The 16719-nt window shown below is 59.6% G+C and carries 14 protein-coding genes; 6 read left to right on the top strand and 8 right to left on the bottom strand.

Features of this window, described 5'->3' with window-relative positions:
• Positions 1-10: 10 nt before the first annotated feature.
• From ntrX to dusB, 5 genes are all read right to left on the bottom strand, one after another.
• Complete coding sequence (gene ntrX, locus EOL43_RS10575) at positions 11-1435, bottom strand: nitrogen assimilation response regulator NtrX (protein WP_133488324.1); 1425 nt, start codon at positions 1433-1435, stop codon at positions 11-13.
• Positions 1432-3726 carry a sensor histidine kinase NtrY-like gene (locus EOL43_RS10570; protein ID WP_133488322.1) on the bottom strand — a complete coding sequence of 765 codons (2295 nt, stop codon included), beginning with the start codon at positions 3724-3726 and terminating at the stop codon, positions 1432-1434. Before EOL43_RS10570 ends, ntrX begins: the two co-directional genes overlap by 4 nt.
• 85 nt (positions 3727-3811) lie before the next feature.
• Positions 3812-5212, bottom strand: a complete 1401-nt coding sequence (locus tag EOL43_RS10565; RefSeq protein WP_133488320.1) for a response regulator — start codon at positions 5210-5212, stop codon at positions 3812-3814.
• Positions 5213-5238: 26 nt separating this feature from the next.
• Entirely contained in the window at positions 5239-6312 is a 1074-nt protein-coding gene (locus tag EOL43_RS10560) for a two-component system sensor histidine kinase NtrB (RefSeq protein ID WP_133488318.1), read from the bottom strand.
• Positions 6309-7289, bottom strand: coding sequence for a tRNA dihydrouridine synthase DusB (gene dusB / locus EOL43_RS10555; protein WP_133488316.1), 981 nt, complete (start codon positions 7287-7289; stop codon positions 6309-6311). The genes EOL43_RS10560 and dusB overlap by 4 nt, the downstream gene beginning before the upstream one ends.
• A gap of 166 nt (positions 7290-7455) precedes the next feature.
• On the opposite strand from dusB, the gene EOL43_RS10550 reads away from it, so the two are divergent.
• The 5 genes from EOL43_RS10550 (at position 7456) to EOL43_RS10530 (ending at position 12369) form a co-directional block, all read left to right on the top strand.
• Positions 7456-8610: a bifunctional 2-C-methyl-D-erythritol 4-phosphate cytidylyltransferase/2-C-methyl-D-erythritol 2,4-cyclodiphosphate synthase gene (locus EOL43_RS10550; RefSeq protein ID WP_133488314.1), complete on the top strand. Its 1155-nt coding sequence runs from the start codon at positions 7456-7458 to the stop codon at positions 8608-8610.
• Between the two features lies 1 nt (position 8611).
• Positions 8612-9112, top strand: a complete 501-nt coding sequence (locus EOL43_RS10545; protein WP_133488312.1) for a phosphatidylglycerophosphatase A family protein — start codon at positions 8612-8614, stop codon at positions 9110-9112.
• Positions 9109-9594, top strand: a complete 486-nt coding sequence (locus EOL43_RS10540) for a CinA family protein (RefSeq protein WP_133488310.1) — start codon at positions 9109-9111, stop codon at positions 9592-9594. Before EOL43_RS10545 ends, EOL43_RS10540 begins: the two co-directional genes overlap by 4 nt.
• Positions 9595-9766: 172 nt before the next feature.
• Positions 9767-10948 (top strand): ammonium transporter, encoded by a 1182-nt coding sequence (locus EOL43_RS10535; protein ID WP_133488308.1) that lies wholly within the window; start codon positions 9767-9769, stop codon positions 10946-10948.
• A 134-nt stretch (positions 10949-11082) separates the two neighbouring features.
• Positions 11083-12369, top strand: a complete 1287-nt coding sequence (locus tag EOL43_RS10530) for an HlyC/CorC family transporter (RefSeq protein WP_133488306.1) — start codon at positions 11083-11085, stop codon at positions 12367-12369.
• An 85-nt stretch (positions 12370-12454) separates the two neighbouring features.
• Here EOL43_RS10530 and EOL43_RS10525 read toward each other — a convergent pair whose 3' ends face one another.
• A complete protein-coding gene (locus EOL43_RS10525) occupies positions 12455-13996 on the bottom strand; it encodes a helicase HerA-like domain-containing protein (protein WP_133488304.1) in 1542 nt (513 codons plus the stop codon).
• Between the two features lie 529 nt (positions 13997-14525).
• Here EOL43_RS10525 and EOL43_RS10520 point away from each other — a divergent pair.
• Positions 14526-15161, top strand: coding sequence for an invasion associated locus B family protein (locus tag EOL43_RS10520; protein ID WP_133488301.1), 636 nt, complete (start codon positions 14526-14528; stop codon positions 15159-15161).
• Positions 15162-15233: 72 nt separating this feature from the next.
• On the opposite strand, the gene EOL43_RS10515 is transcribed toward EOL43_RS10520, so the two are convergent.
• Positions 15234-16442, bottom strand: a complete 1209-nt coding sequence (locus EOL43_RS10515) for a beta-ketoacyl-[acyl-carrier-protein] synthase family protein (protein WP_133488299.1) — start codon at positions 16440-16442, stop codon at positions 15234-15236.
• Positions 16443-16445: 3 nt separating this feature from the next.
• Positions 16446-16712: an acyl carrier protein gene (locus EOL43_RS10510; protein WP_133488297.1), complete on the bottom strand. Its 267-nt coding sequence runs from the start codon at positions 16710-16712 to the stop codon at positions 16446-16448.
• Positions 16713-16719: the final 7 nt, after the last annotated feature.

The raw sequence follows: 16719 nt of genomic DNA, 5'->3' as shown, positions 1-16719 counted from the left end.
TACAGCTTGATCACGCCTCTGCGGCTTCTTCCTCTTCTCCAGCGACATAGGCCATCCGCGCGCCGGCTTTCGATCCGGTCACAACGCCCAGAGACTTCAGTTTGCGGTGCAGCGCAGACCGTTCCATACCAACGAAATTCGCAGTGCGCGAGATGTTGCCCCCGAAGCGGTTGATCTGCGTTAGCAGGTATTCCCGTTCGAACGCCTCGCGCGCTTCCCGCAAGGGCATCATCGCCAACGCGCCCGAGACCACAACAGCCTGATCCGCGGCCTCTTCGGCAGCCGCTTCCTGCCCCGGAAGCTCGGATGCCGTGATCGGGTCAGTTCCATCGCCCAAGATCAACGCCCGTTCGACCACATTCTTCAGCTGGCGCACGTTTCCGGGCCACTGCATCGTCTGCAGCATGGCCTGCGCATCCTCGGCCAACTCGCGCAGCGGCAGGCCTTGCTCGGCATTGAACATCGAGATGAAATGCGCCGCCAGTTCGGGAATATCCTCACGCCGCTCGTCCAAAGGCGGCACGGCAATCGGCACAACGTTCAGCCGGTGATACAGCTCTTCCCGGAAGTTTCCAGCAGCGATCTCAGCCTGAAGATCACGGCTGGTGGACGACACCACCCGCAGATCGACCGAGATCTTGTCCGCCCCGCCGACACGCTGGAACCGCTGATCTACCAGTACCCGCAAGATCTTGGACTGGGTGCCGACGGGCATGTCTGCAACCTCGTCGAAATAGATCACACCACCATGGGCCTCTTCGAGCAAACCCGGCTCGATCCCGCGTTCGTCGCTTTCACGACCAAACAGAACCTCCTCCATGCGGTCCGCCTCGATCGAGGCGGAATTCACCACAACCAAAGGCGCGGTCGCCCGGTCAGAGTTCGCATGAATAAAGCGCGCGGCCAGTTCCTTGCCAACCCCGGCGGGACCGGTCAGCATCACGCGGCCATTGGACTTCGTGACCTTTTCTAGATTTGATTTCAAAGCCTTGAACGCCGAACTTTGTCCAACCATCTCGGACGGGAGGCTATCGCGGCGCTTGAGTTCGGTGTTCTCACGACGCAGGCGGCTTGTCTCCATCGCCCTTGTGATCACAACCATCAACTGGTCGATGTTGAAGGGCTTTTCGATAAAGTCATAAGCGCCCTGCTTGATCGCCGCGACCGCGATTTCAATGTTCCCGTGGCCCGAAATGATCACTACCGGGACCTCGGGATGTTCGCGTTTGACCATCTTCAGGATGTCGATCCCGTCCATCGCGCTGTCCTTCAGCCAGATATCAAGGATCATCAGCGCCGGAAGTTCGGCCTTGACCTGTGCGACCGCCTCGTCCGAGGTGCCCGCCAATCGGGTCGTAAAGCCTTCATCTTCAAGGATATCTGAAATCAGTTCGCGGATGTCCCGTTCGTCATCAACAATCAGAATATCGCTCATGTCGGTTCTCCTGTAGTTGCGGCTTTGGCACCGCGATCCGAACTGCCCAATGGCAGGAAGATGCGGGCCATGGCGCCAAAATGAGCGCCGCCTCTTTCTTGTTCACTCTCAAAGACGGGCGCGTCTTCCAACGTCAGACGCCCGCCATGCTCTTCGATGATCTTCTTGACGATCGGCAGGCCCAAACCGGTGCCTTTCTCGCGCGTCGTCACATAGGGTTCGAAAAGGCGCGCCCGATCTTCGGGCAGCCCGATCCCGTTGTCGGCGACGGTGATGCATACCCCGCCATCCGCATCGTCCATGGTCACCTGCACTTCGGGCACATGTCCTTCTGGACGATCAACTTCATACAAGCTTTCAATGGCTTCCCCGGCGTTCTTGATCAAGTTTGTCAACGCCTGACCAATCATAGTCTGGTCAATCTCGATCAGGACGGGGTGGTCCACGATCCGCGATGTAAAGCGCACACCCTCTTGACCGGTTTCCTGCAACAAAAGGATGTCCTTTAGCAGTTTGGTCAGATCCGTTTCGCGCCGCTCAGGCTCGGGCATCCGCGCGAATTTCGAAAACTCGTCCACGATCCGACGCAGGTCGTTGGTCTGGCGCACGATCACGTCCGTGTATTGCTCCAACGCATCCACATCCACGCCATCGACCTTCGAGAATTTGCGCTTGATCCGCTCGGCCGACAGCTGGATCGGGGTGAGCGGGTTCTTAATCTCATGCGCAATCCGCCGCGCCACATCGCCCCAGGCCGCCATCCGTTGAGCGGATACCAGATCGGTCACGTCATCAAATGCAATCACGTAGCCCTCAAGCCCGCCTTCGTCATTCCATCGCGTGGCGATCCGCACCAGAAGGTTTTCTTGTTTGCCATTACGAGTCAGGCGCATCTCTTGCTGAGCACTGGGCTGGCCCTGCGCAACCGCGTCCAAGAGCGGCTGAAACTCTGGAACGACCAAAGACAACTCGTGCTCTTGGTCATTCTCGTCCCGCACATCCAGCAAAAGTTCGGCTGCACGGTTCAGAAAAGTCACCTGCCCGTCCGCATTCAGACCAATCACACCCCCGGTGACCGAGCTGAGCACACTGTCAAACAGACGCCGCCGACGCTCGATCTGGTCGGTGTTTTCCAGCAAACGGTCACGCTGCCCTTTCAGACGGCTGGTCATCTGGTTGAAATACCGCCCCAGCATCGAGATCTCGTCGTCGCCCTCTTCCTCGATGACGCGCACATCCAGATCGCCAGCCCCGACGCGCTGCGCTGCACTGGCCAGACGCCCCACGGGACGCGACAGACGTTCGGCAAACCACATGCCCATCCAGATCGCAGCCAAAATCAGAATGGCGGCGAAGCCCAGATAAATAAGGCCAAACTGGAACAATCTTTGTCCGCGTTGCGATTCAAGTTGGGTGTAGACCCGCGCGGCCTCTTGCGTTTCGTCCACCAGATCCAGAATCTCGCCATTTACATCGCGGGTCAGCAGTATGTAGTGATCCGTGAAGCCTTGCAGACGGATCAACACGCGAAACTCGTTGATATCCCAGTCTTCGATCACGACCACCTCGCCCGCTTCCGCTTGGGCAAACTGCTCGGACGAGGGCTGTTCATAGTCAAACAAATAGGATCGCGTCCCGCGCACCCGGATCGAGCCATCGCCCGAGATCACATAGGCCTCGCGCAGGCCACGCTGGATGCGCTCTTGTGCTTGCTTCAAGAATTGGCCCAGTTCGGCGTCTGTCAGAAGAAGCTGTGTTTGCCGCTGAAGCTCCAGAAACGCCGCCATCGCACGCGCGTCCTGCACCAGCCCATCGCGGCTTTCCTGCTGATAGGCCTCGGCCGCAGCGCGAGAGTTGCCCACAACCGTGCGCACACGTTCCGAGAACCAGCCCTCTAGCCCCATGTTCAGGGTCAGCATCGCAAAGATAGCCACAAGAATGGTCGGGCTAAGAGCGATCACCGCGAATACCCCTGTCAGGCGCAAGTGCAGGCGCGATCCCGCGCTTTCCTTGCGGCGCGCAACGATCATGCGGCTGACACCGGCCAGAACAAACCCGGCGACCAGAATAACATAGATTATGTCTGCAAGGATGATCAGGCGGAGTGCATTGCTGTCTGCGCCCTGCGCAAACGGACCCAGCACAAGGAATGTGGTCACGGCCAAAATCGGCCCGAACACGATCATTCCAAATGCGCCGTAAGAGCTGTACTTGCGCCAACGGCGCATCGACAGGTAACGCTCGTAATTCGACTTCCGCACCGCGCGCTGCGCCACTGTGCTCGCCCTCATAAAATCTCTGTCCGCAGCCTCTTGCAGACAGTTGCCGCCAATGTGACTCGGATCTTGTGCCCGAATGCCACGCTATGTTGCTCTTTTACATCAACTTGCGACGGCGTGTCACCTCGATTCCGAGCTCGGTGATCTTTTTGCGCAAGGTATTGCGGTTGATGCCTAGAAGATCGGCACATCTGGCCTGATTTCCACCCGTGGCGTCCAACGCGATTTCGATCAAAGGAAGCTCCATTTCCCGCAAAATGCGTTGATACAAGCCAGTTGGGGGCAACGCGCCGCCATGCAGATCGAAATATCGCTGCAGGTGTTGCGCGATCGTATCGGCCAGTCGCCCATCGGCCATTTCCTGCCGAACCACGCCAGATCCCGAGGGGGCGCTGACCGCATGTCCGCCCGCGGCACCCAAAGCGACCTCGACTTCCGAGGCCGAGATATTGTCATCAACCCCGGTCACGGCCAGACGGCTGATTAGGTTCTCAAGCTCGCGCACATTCCCGGGCCATGGATAGGCACGCAGAATGGCGGCCGCTTCTTCCGGCAGATGGCGTTTGGGCAGTCCGTCCTGTGCCGCACGGCTCAGGAAGTGCTCGGCCAATCCAACGATGTCCTCGATCCGGTCGCGCAGCGGCGGCACGGGGATCACGATCCCTGCCAGACGATAATACAGGTCCGAGCGGAAGCGCCCGTCGGCCGCGGCATGCCCCAGATCCCCTTGCGAGATCGACAGAACGCGTGTGTTGTTGTCCGTCACCGCATCCAAAACGCGCGCCAAACGCCCTTGTGCCACGTCGTCCAAATCCTGAATGCCGTCAAACAGGATGACCCCATCACGCGCACGCGACAGCAACGTGTTTACAGCATCCGAATGGCTGAGATCATCAGGCGAGGCGACGATAAACGGCGCGCTCCCGCGATCCGAAAAGTCGTGTAAAGCCCGCGCAATCAGTGACTTGCCGACCCCGCTTTCCCCAGTGATCAGCACGGGCAGGTCCACATTCAGAACCCGCGCGACAAGGCGATACAGCTCTTGCATGGCTGGGCTGTGCCCCACCAAGGGCAAATCATCCACGTCACGCCCGGTCTGTGGGGGCGGGCTGACGGGTTCCGCAGGACGGACACGTTTGCGTTCCAACGCCCGCGCGGTGCGTTTCATCAGCTCGGGCAGGTCAAACGGCTTGGGTAGATAGTCAAACGCATCGGCCTCGGCCGCCTGAATGGCGGTCATGATGGTGTTCTGCGCCGAGATCACAATCACCGGTAGGTCCGGTCGCAGTTTCAGGATCCGCGGCAAGGCTTCAAGCCCATTGCCGTCTGGCATCACCACATCCGAGATCACGACGTCTCCGCGCCCCTCTTCCACCCATTTCATCAGGGTCTGGATCGAGCCCGTCGCATGGACGCGGCACCCCGCGCGCGTCAGTGCCTGTGTCAGAACCGTGCGGATCGTGCGATCATCATCGGCCACCAGAACTGTTCCATCCATCTCAGGACTCCTTAGGGTTTGCTACTTTAGGGTTGCGGGGATTTTGCGACGGGAAGGCTGATCCGAAACGCCGTGCGCCCCGGCACAGAATTGACCGAGATCAGAGCGCCGTGATCCGTAATGATTTTTGAGACCAAGGCCAGACCCAGACCGGTCCCGTTTTCACGGCCCGACACGAAGGGATCAAACACGCTATCCGCGATGTCCGGCGGAAGACCCGGACCATCGTCAATGACCTCGACCTGAATGGGCAGATGCGCCTGTTCTCCATTCGCCAGCGGTACGCGCAGGCCACTGTCATAGAAAGTCTTCAGCGTGATTTTACCATTATTGTCAGAAGCCTCTGACGCGTTCTTGATCAGGTTCAGGAACACTTGTTGGATTTGATCCGCATCCACGAATACATCTGGCAGGGACGGATCATAGACCTTGGACACCTCCATCCCCGAGGCATAGCCCAACTGAGCTGTTGCCCAGGCGCGATCAAGCAAATCATGGATATTGGTCGTGTCCCGCTCAGGTGGCCGCAGGTCTCCGAACCGTTCCACCTGATCCAAAAGCGCAACGACGCGCCGGGTCTCGGCCACGATCAGATCGGTCATTTCCTGATCTTCCGGCGGCAAGGACATCGACAAGAGCTGCGCGGCGCCCGAAATCCCCGCCAACGGGTTCTTGATCTCATGTGCCAGCATCTCGGCCATGCCAATGGCCTGACGGGCAGCGGATTTCGTGTCTTGGACCTGCCCCAGCGTGTCTGACCCACCGCGCGGCTGCAGAATCACGATGTAGCCTGCGGAAGGTCCAGCCTCTTCGGGCAACGGGGCGATGCGTAGGTTCACGTCGCGGGTGGACCCATCCGACAGGCGCACATCTACACCGTCTACATAGAGCGCATTCCGGCTTGCGCGGACGCGCTTCAGAAGTTCGTCAAAGTCCAGCGAAAACCCAAGCGTCACATTCGGGTGCCTGCCGACCAGCCGCCGCTCGGACAGGTTCAGAAAGTTCTCGGCCGCCCCGTTGACGCGCAGCACAAGCCCCTGACTGTCCAGTTCCAGCCCCGGCACGGGTAAGACAGACCAGATGTGATCATCATTGGTCATGCGGCCTTCCTTTCGGGACTAAGGGCTTGTGGGATAAGATCAATGACCTGCATTGGGTCGCGCGACGACAGGACTTGTCGCCGCAAATCGGGTGCGGTGCCCGCGTCATCCATGTACCAGCCCAGGTGCTTGCGGATGACACGCGCGCCCAGATCAGGACCATAGAAATCCAGACTGGCGCGATAGTGGTCCGCGACCAGCTGCGCCAAGGCCTCTCCGCTGGGAATAGCGGGCGCTGGCGCGCCGTAAAGGTCATGGGCGACTTGCGCCAAAAGCCAAGGCCGTCCGCCCGAACCGCGCCCGATCATCACGCCGTCCGCGCCACTTTGATCAAGCGCTTGGCGTGCGGTGGCGCTGTCGACGATGTCGCCATTGGCGATGACGGGGATCGAGACTGCCTCTTTCACCGGGCGGATTGCAGCCCAGTTGGCCGTGCCCTTGTAAAACTGGCAGCGTGTGCGTCCGTGGATGGTGATCAGCTGAATGCCCGCGCCCTCGGCCAGCCGCGCCAGTTCGGGCGCGTTCAGGCTGCTGTCATCCCAGCCCAGCCGGGTTTTTAGCGTGACGGGGATACTGACCGCGCCCACGATGGCTTCGATCAGGCGGAGCGCATGGTCCAGATCACGCATCAAGGCCGAGCCAGACATGCCGCCGACCACTTTGCGTGCCGGGCATCCCATATTAATGTCAATCAGCCGCGCGCCGTTCTGTTCGACCATCCGCGCCGCTTCGCCCGCCCAATAAACATCCCGCGCCGCAAGCTGGACCGAGGTCTTGTCCAGCCCGAACCCCAGCTCGGCCCGTTCACGGACGCCGGGCTTGGCTTGCACCATCTCTTGGCTGGCCACCATTTCAGACACCACAAGCCCCGCCCCGAAGGACGAGACGAGGTTACGAAACGGCAAATCCGTGATCCCAGCCATAGGGGCCAGAATCACGGGCGTTTCAAGCTGAAGAGGTCCGACGCAAAGAGACATGCTTATTCCTTGTGCACTGCTGATAGTTAGGGCTGACGACCCGAAATATATCAATATTTCGCGGAGTATTCGAGCATCGGATTTATATTTTGCACATTTTTTAGGCAGTTTTGCAGGCGCAGACTGCAGAGTTGTCCTTCCTCTAAGCACAGCCTAAACAACTTGTATGACGACAGCAGCCATCATCGTGGCCGCCGGACGCGGGACGCGTGCAGGTGGCGAAGTGCCGAAGCAATGGCGCCAGATTGCCGGGGGCAGCGTTGCAGCCCATACGGTACAAGCGTTTCGGGCGCATCCCGAAGTCTCGCAGATCATTCTTGTGATTCACCCCGATGATCACGGCTTTGCTGATCCGATCGAGGGCGTCACTTTGGTCCACGGCGGGGCAACGCGGGATGCGAGCGTTTTTGCCGGACTTCAGGCGCTTCAATCAAACGCTCCGGATCGCGTTTTAATCCACGATGTCGCACGGCCTTTGGTCTCGGAACAGGTGATACATGATGTGATCGCCGCGCTCGACCTCGCGCCGGGTGCGGCCCCTGCCCTTCAGGTCACGGATGCGCTGTGGCGCGGGACAGATGGGAACGTGACGGGGACGCAGGATCGCACGGGGCTGTTTAGGGCACAGACGCCTCAGGGCTTCCGCTTCGCTGACATTCTGGCCGCGCATTCGGCGCATTCAGGCGGTGCTGCTGATGATGTCGAGGTCGCCCGCGCTACCGGGCTGGACGTCACCATTGTTGATGGCGACGAACAGAACCTGAAAATCACAACACCCGGCGATTTCGCCCGGGCCGAGCGGCTGCTGATGCAGCGCCAAAAGAAGAACAAGGAGAGCCGGATGGATATTCGGGTGGGCAGTGGCTACGACGTACATGCGTTCACAGATGGGGACCACGTGATCCTCTGCGGCGTTAAAATCCCGCATGTGCGCAAGCTGAAGGGCCATTCGGATGCCGATGTGGGCATGCACGCCCTGACGGACGCAATTTATGGCGCGCTGGCGGATGGCGATATCGGCCAGCATTTCCCGCCCTCGGATCCTCAATGGAAGGGGGCTGCCAGCGACATCTTCCTGCGCCATGCGGTCGCGCTGGCGGGGGAACGCGGCTATCGGATCTCGAATGTCGATGTGACGCTGATCTGCGAGCAGCCTAAGATTGGGCCGCACGCCCAAGCGATGCGCGCAGCCCTGTCTGACATTATGGGCTTGGCGGTCGACCGCATTAGCGTAAAGGCCACCACCAGCGAACGGCTGGGCTTTACCGGACGGTCGGAAGGCATCGCCTCGATGGCCACGGCAACCCTGATCGGAGCGTGATATGAGCCCTGCAACCGCCAAGCTGATCGCCACCTTCTTCTATTCGGGACTTCTGCGCCCTGCCCCCGGCACTTGGGGCAGTCTGGCTGCCCTGCCCGCCGCGTGGCTTTTGCATCAGATCGGCGGCCCCGTCGCCCTGACCGGTGCGACCATTTTGGCCTATCTGATCGGCGTGAAAGCGACCGAGGCATACACCGCGGGAAAATCCGACCACGACCCGTCAGAAGTGGTCATTGACGAGGTTGTGGGCATGTGGATCGCGCTCTTCCCGGTGTCTTTCGGGGCGCGATTGATGGGCGTGGACATTCTTGCGCTTTATCCGGGCTGGATCGTGGCCTTCTTGGCATTCCGTCTGTTTGACATCACCAAATGGGGCCCGATTGGCAAAGCGGATCGGCGCGGAGATGCTACGGGCGTCATGATGGATGACGTCTGGGCCGGTGTCGCCGCCGCAATCGTCGTGATCATCGCTGCCTACGCCGCACACGGACTTATGGCATGAGCGATGCCGCCGCCCTTCTGGACCTCTGCCGCGCGCGTGGCTTGAAGCTGGCGACAGCAGAAAGCTGCACCGGCGGCATGGTCGGCGCATGGCTGACCGAAGTGCCCGGCAGCTCGGACGTGTATGATCGCGGCTTCATCACCTATTCCAACGCCGCCAAGCGGGACATGCTCGGTGTTACCTCTGACAGCTTAACAGCATTCGGGGCTGTATCCGAGCAAGTCGCCGCAGAAATGGCGTCCGGCGCGCTTGCCCGGTCACAGGCCGATATTGCCGTCTCAATCACCGGAATCGCGGGCCCCGGCGGGTCAGACCACAAGCCTGAGGGCCGCGTCTGTTTCGGGCTGGCCTATGGCGATACGGTCCAAGTCGAAACGCAAGACTTCGGAGCAATCGGGCGAGACAAGGTGCGCGAGGCTGCTGCAAAACACGCTATCTCGCTGCTTACACAAGGGGCAAAAGTGAAATCAGGCGCTGCCTGAAGCATTCACATTGCGCGCAATCTGCGAGCACAGCCTCAGATTTCTCGCCCATTTATTAAGCAGTTTTTGTTTTCACCCCCAGCACCACCTTATAAATGCGCGTTCTGGGTGCTTTGCGCTGGAAATTCCATCACACCCCCTTTCAACGGTTTTTAAACCCAAGGAGGGGAATATGAACGGCGCAGATACCGCCTGGATCATCGTAGCCACCGCATTGGTGCTTTTCATGTCATTGCCAGGGCTGGCGCTGTTCTATGGCGGCCTAGTACGGGCGCGCAACGTGCTGAGTGTGTTCATGCACGTTTACGCCATCGCCTGTTTGATGAGCATCCTGTGGCTGGCCTTTGGCTATACCATCGCTTTTGGCGACGCCACGCATGGCTGGTTCGGATCGCTGGACAAGGCGTTCTTGTCGGGCGTTACCACCGACAGCCTGTCGGGCACCCTGCCCGAGGTTCTGTTCTTTGCCTTCCAGATGACCTTCGCGATCATCACCCCGGCACTGATCGTCGGCGCCTATGTGGAACGCGTGGGCTTTGGCTTTGTCCTGACCTTCTCGTCTCTGTGGATGCTCTTGTGCTACGCCCCCGTCGTGCACTGGATCTGGGGCGGCGGCGCTCTGGCGGATGGCGGCATCTTTGGCGAAATCGGCACCCGCGACTTTGCAGGTGGCATCGTGGTGCACGAAACCGCAGGCATCGCAGCCCTGATGATCGCCGTGGCTCTTGGCCCGCGCAAGCACCGCACCACCCCGCCCCACGCGCCGTGGATGGTCTTCGTGGGCGCAGCCATGCTGTGGGTCGGCTGGTTCGGCTTTAACGGCGGCTCGCAACTGGCCGCAGATGGTGGCGCAGCAATGGCCATTACCGTGACCCATATCTCGGCCGCCACAGCCTCGCTGACCTGGGCGCTGTGGGAGCGGATCAAATACGGTAAAGCCAGCCTTGTGGGCATCGTGACCGGCACAATCGCGGGTCTGGCCTCGATCACCCCGGCTTCTGGCTTTGTTGGCCCGATTGCAGCCCTGATCATCGGCGCAGTCGCCGGTATCCTGTGCCAAGAGGCGGTCAACGTCGTGCGCAACAAGCTGAACATCGACGATACGCTGGACGTGTTCGCAGTCCACGGCGTCGGCGGCATCTTTGGCACGATCATGATCGCGGTCTTCGGCCAAGGCAGCTTTGTCGCTCAGTTCGGTGCGTTGATCATTGTCGGTGTCTTCACCTTCGTCGTAACCTACGTCCTGATCAAGCTGACCGCCGTCATCACGCCGCTGCGCGTGGATGCGGAAACCGAAGTCAACGGTCTGGACCTGTCCGCCCACGGCGAACGCGCCTACGACATCACCTCGTAACACCGTACACTCACGGCTTTGGGAAAGGCGAAGGCGTAAGCTTTCGCCTTTTCCTTTTGCGTCCTTCGCTTGGCGCTCTCTTGAAAGCTTTGCGTCAAGTGCCCATAAGATTGTGAAGAACAATGGAGTTTTCGATGGACGTGGGTTTAGACACCGGATTTTGGATCAGTTGCGCAGCGATTGCGGGGCTTTTGGTGTTGTCTGCCTTCTTCTCGGGCTCGGAAACGGCGCTGACGGCGGCCTCGCGCGGGAAACTGCGCTCGCGTGCCGACAAGGGCGACCGGGGCGCAAATCGCGCGCTGAACATCACCGAGGACAATGAGCGCCTGATCGGTTCGGTCCTTTTGGGCAACAACCTTGTGAACATTTTGGCGACATCGCTGGCGACCGCGCTGTTCACCCGCCTGTTTGGCGATAGTGGTGTGGCGCTGGCCACGCTCGTCATGACCTTGCTGGTGCTGATCTTTGCCGAGGTGCTGCCAAAAACCTATGCCATCACTCGGCCTGAAATGGCGGCCTCGCGCGCGTCGGGGCCGATTGCGCTGATCATCCTCGTGTTCGCGCCCATTGTGTCCGCGGTGCGCGTGATCACCCGCGGTGTGTTGCGCCTGTTTGGCGTGGAAACCGACCCAGACAGCCACATCCTTGCCGTGCGCGAGGAGATCATGGGCGCCATTGCACTGGGCCATTCGGAGGGCACGGTGGAAAAGGAAGACCGTGACCGTCTGTTGGGCGCGTTGGACCTTGGCGACCGCGCGGTCGAAGAAATCATGCTCCACCGTAGCCAGATCGAGATGATCGACGCCGATGCCCCTGCTGTCGAGGTGTTGGAGCAAATTCTAGACTCGCGCCACACCCGTCTGCCGATCTATCGCGACGAACCAGAAAACATCATCGGTGTAATTCACGCCAAGGATCTGTCGCGGTCCATGTATGCGTTCCAACGCGAAGGCAAACAGATCGAAGAATTTGACGTTCTTCAGGTGGCGATGGAACCCTATTTCATCCCTGAAACCACAACGCTTGATGACCAGATGCGCGAGTTTCTAAAGCGCCATACGCATTTTGCGCTGGTGGTGGACGAATATGGCTCGCTCGAGGGGTTGATCACGCTGGAAGACATTCTGGAAGAAATCGTGGGCGAGATCACCGACGAGTTCGATGTGCAGACCGAGCATGAAATCAAGTCACAGAGCGACGGGAGCTTCATGGTCGAGGGCAGCGTGACCATCCGCGATCTAAACCGCGCCAAGGACTGGCAGTTGCCGGATGAAGAGGCCAACACCATCGCGGGGCTGGTCATTCACGAAGCGCAGATGATCCCCAATGAAGGTCAGGTGTTCAGCTTCCACGGTTTCCGGTTTGAAGTTGTGAAACGCGACGGCAACCGGATCGAGCAGCTACGCATTCGGCCGCTGTAAGCGTGCAGCGCATAGGGGGCGTTGCCCCCTCGCGCCTTTGGCGCTCACCCCCAAGGTATTTGCGGCAAGAGGAAGGGAGGCCCGTTTAGCGCCCTTTGAACAGGGATCCCAGAATACCGCGCACGATGCGTTTGCCCGTGGTGCCTTTCAGCTCTTTGATCACCACATCCGTTACGGCTTTGCCGAACCCGCCGGAAGACTTTCTGCGCGACGTAGACCGCCCCACTTTGCTGCCGGAGTAGCGGCGGCCTGCACGATATTCGCGTTCGGCCGCACTTTCGGCTTCTTCCTCGCGGCGCTCGGCCTCTTCTGCTTCTTTCGCCGCGTCTGCAGCGCGTTTGGTCAGCACCTCATACGCGCTTTCGCGATCCTGAAGCGTCTCGTATTTTCCGGCAATCGGCGAGGCGTCGATCAGTGCCTTGCGCTCGGACGGTTCAATCGGACCCAACTGAGACGACGGCGGACGGATCAGCGTACGTTCAACCACACCAGGTGCACCTTTGGCTTCGAGAAACGAGGTCACGGCCTCGCCTACCCCAACCTCGCGGATCGCATCTTCGGTCGAGAAACGCGGGTTGTCGCGATAGGTTTCGGCCGCCTGCTTCAGCGCACGGCGGTCTTTTGCGGTAAAGGCCCGCAAGGCGTGCTGGATGCGGTTGCCGAGCTGGCCGAGGATGTCCTCGGGCACGTCTGCCGGGTTCTGCGTCACGAAGTAAACGCCGACACCTTTCGAGCGGATCAGGCGCGCGACCTGTTCGACCTTGTCGACCAGCGCTTTAGGCGCGTCATCGAACAAGAGATGCGCTTCGTCGAAGAAGAAGACCAGTTTGGGCTTGTCGGGGTCGCCGACCTCGGGCAGTTCCTCGAAAAGCTCCGAGAGCAGCCACAGCAGAAAAGTGGCATAAAGACGGGGGGCGCCCATCAGCTTATCGGAGGCCAAGATCGAGATCCGCCCGCGCCCATCCGTATCGGTGCGCATGATGTCCGACAGCTCCAACGCGGGTTCGCCGAAGAGCTTATGCCCGCCTTGGTTTTCCAGCACCAAAAGCGCGCGCTGGATGGCGCCGATTGAGGCGGTCGAGACGTTGCCGTAGCGCAGCGACAGATCCTTGGCGTTCTCGCCGACCCAGACCAGTAGTGCCTGAAGGTCTTTCAAGTCCAGAAGCCCTAGCCCCTGTTCATCGGCCACGCGGAAGGCGATGTTCAAGACACCTTCCTGTGCATCGGTCAGCTCCAACAGGCGGGACAGCAGAAGCGGTCCCATCTCGGACACGGTGGTGCGGATCGGGTGGCCCTGATCGCCGTAGAGATCCCAGAACGTGACCGGGAACGCGTCGTAGGAATAATCGTCAAATCCGATCTTCTCAGCCCGCGAGGTAAAGGCCTCGTGCAGTTTGAACCCTGCGCTACCCGCCTTGGCCAAGCCAGACAAATCGCCCTTCACATCCGACAGGAACACCGGCACGCCTTGGGCGGCAAAGCTTTCGGCCATAATCTGCAGGGTTACGGTTTTCCCGGTACCCGTAGCCCCCGCCACCAGCCCATGACGGTTGGCGTATTTCAGCAATAGCCCCTGTTTATCGCCATAGTTTTCGCCGCCACCACCAATGAAAATCGTACCGTCCACGTGCCTGCCTCCTGGGCTTCAAAACAATCTTGTCTGAGACAATACTAAATTAACCAACACAGGCCATACTGGATTTATTCCCATCGACCATCTGGGTCTGGGAAGACTTCCTCCCTGTCAGACTGCCGCGCCTTCGGGCGCGGTTTTTTTATCATGTTCAATACCTTGCACGAAATTTTGCGAAGATTTGGCAGGTGACGCAAAAAGTTCCGATTATGTCGATTACACGTCACTTTCTAGCTTGACCACCAAATGCAAGTGACATAGCGTCGCCCCCATAAGCCGGTCAGTCCGGCAGGGAGAGAAATTCGAAGGGGATCCGCGACAGTGGGTCCCTTTCTTTTTGGGCACAGCAAAGGCGCTTTCTTGCCGGCCAGATTGCGTCAGAATCGCGATGATCGGCGGTCTGCCGCCGCCTTAGGTTCTCGCCCCTGATTTCGCGACATTCGACCGTATTTCCACCTGACACCCCAGAGGCGTCATGCTATTCCATCTCCAACAAAATTTGATTTCGAGACAAGGAACGATCATGAATATCGAGCTGATCAAATCCCTTTCGCTGGTGGCCGCCCTGTCGATTGGCACCGCTGCGATGGCACAGGAAAATTCGGAAACCACCACGGAAGAGGCCCCGGCGACCCAACCCGCCGTTGATCTGGGCGAACCCGTTGATTCCACCCGCCAGCCTGGCCAGACCTATGTCGAGAAGGTGACCGGTGACTGGGAGCGCAAATGCATCAAGCTGCCGGAAGGCCAAGGCGACGATCCCTGCCAGATGTATCAGCTTCTGAAAGACAGCACCGGAAACGCTGTGGCCGAGATCTCGTTGGGCAAGCTGCCCGAAGGTGGTCAGGCCGTGGCTGGCGCCACCGTGGTCGTGCCGCTGGAGACGCTGCTGACGCAACAATTGACCATCTCGGTCGATGGATCACAGGGCCGTCGTTATCCCTTCCGGTTCTGCACCCAACTGGGCTGCGTTGCCAATATCGGCTTCACGGCAGACGAGGTTGCAGGCTTCAAAGCTGGCGCAAATGCGATGGTGTCGATCGTTCCTGCAGCAGCACCTGATCAGCGCGTGAACCTGACCATGTCGCTGTCCGGCTTTACCGCATCCTATGACGAACTGGTTGTACCGGTTCCGCCAAGCGCACCCGCTGCACAGTAAATTCCTAGGCATCACAACAAAACGCCGCCCAATTTGGGCGGCGTTTCTTTTATCTAGGGTGCTGTTGTCTGGTCAGTGTGCGCGCAGGGCCAAAACAGCGTTCAGGCCGCCAAAGGCGAAGGCGTTGGACAGAACCGCGCCGACCTTCACATCGCGTGCCACGTTTGGCACCACATCCAGCGCGCATTCCGGATCAGGCTCTTCATAGCCAATCGTAGGCGCAATCACGCCATCGCGTAGAGCCATGATACAGGCCAGAAGCTCGACCGCGCCCGTACCCCCGATCAAATGCCCATGCATGGATTTCGTGGACGAAATCATCAGCTCGTCCGCGTGATGCCCGAACGCATCCGCCACCGCAGCGCATTCCGTCTTGTCATTGGCCGCCGTACCAGTGCCGTGCGCGTTGATATAGCACACATCTTCCGGGTTTAGGCGCGCATCTTGCATCGCACCGGCAATCGCCCGTGACGCGCCCTGTTTCGATGGCATCACGATATCCGCCGCGTCCGAGGTCATGGCAAAGCCGACCACCTCGGCCAAGATCTCGGCCCCGCGTGCCTTTGCGTGCTCGTATTCCTCGAACACAAACACTGCCGAGCCTTCGCCCTGCACCATCCCGTTACGATTGGCCGAGAACGGACGACAGGCGTCTTTCGACATGACCCGCAAGCCTTCCCACGCCTTGATCCCGCCAAAGCACAGCATCGCCTCGGACCCGCCGGTGATCATGACATCTGCCATGCCCGTCCGGATCATCTGCATCGCCTGCCCCATCGCGTGGTTCGAGCTGGCACAGGCCGTCGCCACGGTAAAACTTGGCCCCTTCAGGTTCCACTCCATCGACACATGGCTGGCGGCCGCGTTGTTCATCAGCTTGGGCACAACAAACGGGTGCACCCGGTTCTTGCCGTCCTCGTAGACCGAGCGATAGTTCTCATCCAGCGTGTTCATCCCACCGCCGGACGTGCCCAGTACAACACCGGAGCGCGCCGCCAATTCGCCCGAAAAAGTCAGCCCCGACTGGCCAATCGCCTCGCGCGCGGCAATCAGGGTGAATTGGGTAAAACGGTCATATAGCGCGATTTGCTGGCGGTTGAACGTCTCTTCCGGCTCATAGCCTTTGACCTGCGCCCCGATGCGGATCGACAGGCGCTCGACATCCTGAAACTCGAGGTTTGAGATCCCGCAGCGCCCCTCGCGCATGGCTTCCAGCGTCTCAGGCACGTTACGGCCAAGCGCGTTAATTGTGCCTTGGCCGGTGATGACAATACGTTTCATGGCTTAGGCGGCTTGATCCGCAACCAATCCTTCGACCGCACGAATGATGGCGGCGACCGACGAGATGTCAAAGTCGCTTTCCGTTGGATCGTTGGCGTTGAACGGCACCGAGATGTCGAAGGCTTCTTCGATGGCAAAGATGCTTTCAACAAGACCCAAGCTGTCGATGCCAAGATCTTCCAAGGTTTGATCTAGGCTGACATCGCCCGGCTCTAAAACAGCTTGCTCGGCGATGATGGCAATGACGCGGTCCTGAATGGTTTCAGACATGTGGTTC

Source organism: Aliiroseovarius marinus (genome assembly GCF_004360145.1).
Classification (GTDB): Bacteria; Pseudomonadota; Alphaproteobacteria; order Rhodobacterales; family Rhodobacteraceae; genus Aliiroseovarius; species Aliiroseovarius marinus.
This window is presented reverse-complemented; position numbering and strand designations above follow the sequence as displayed.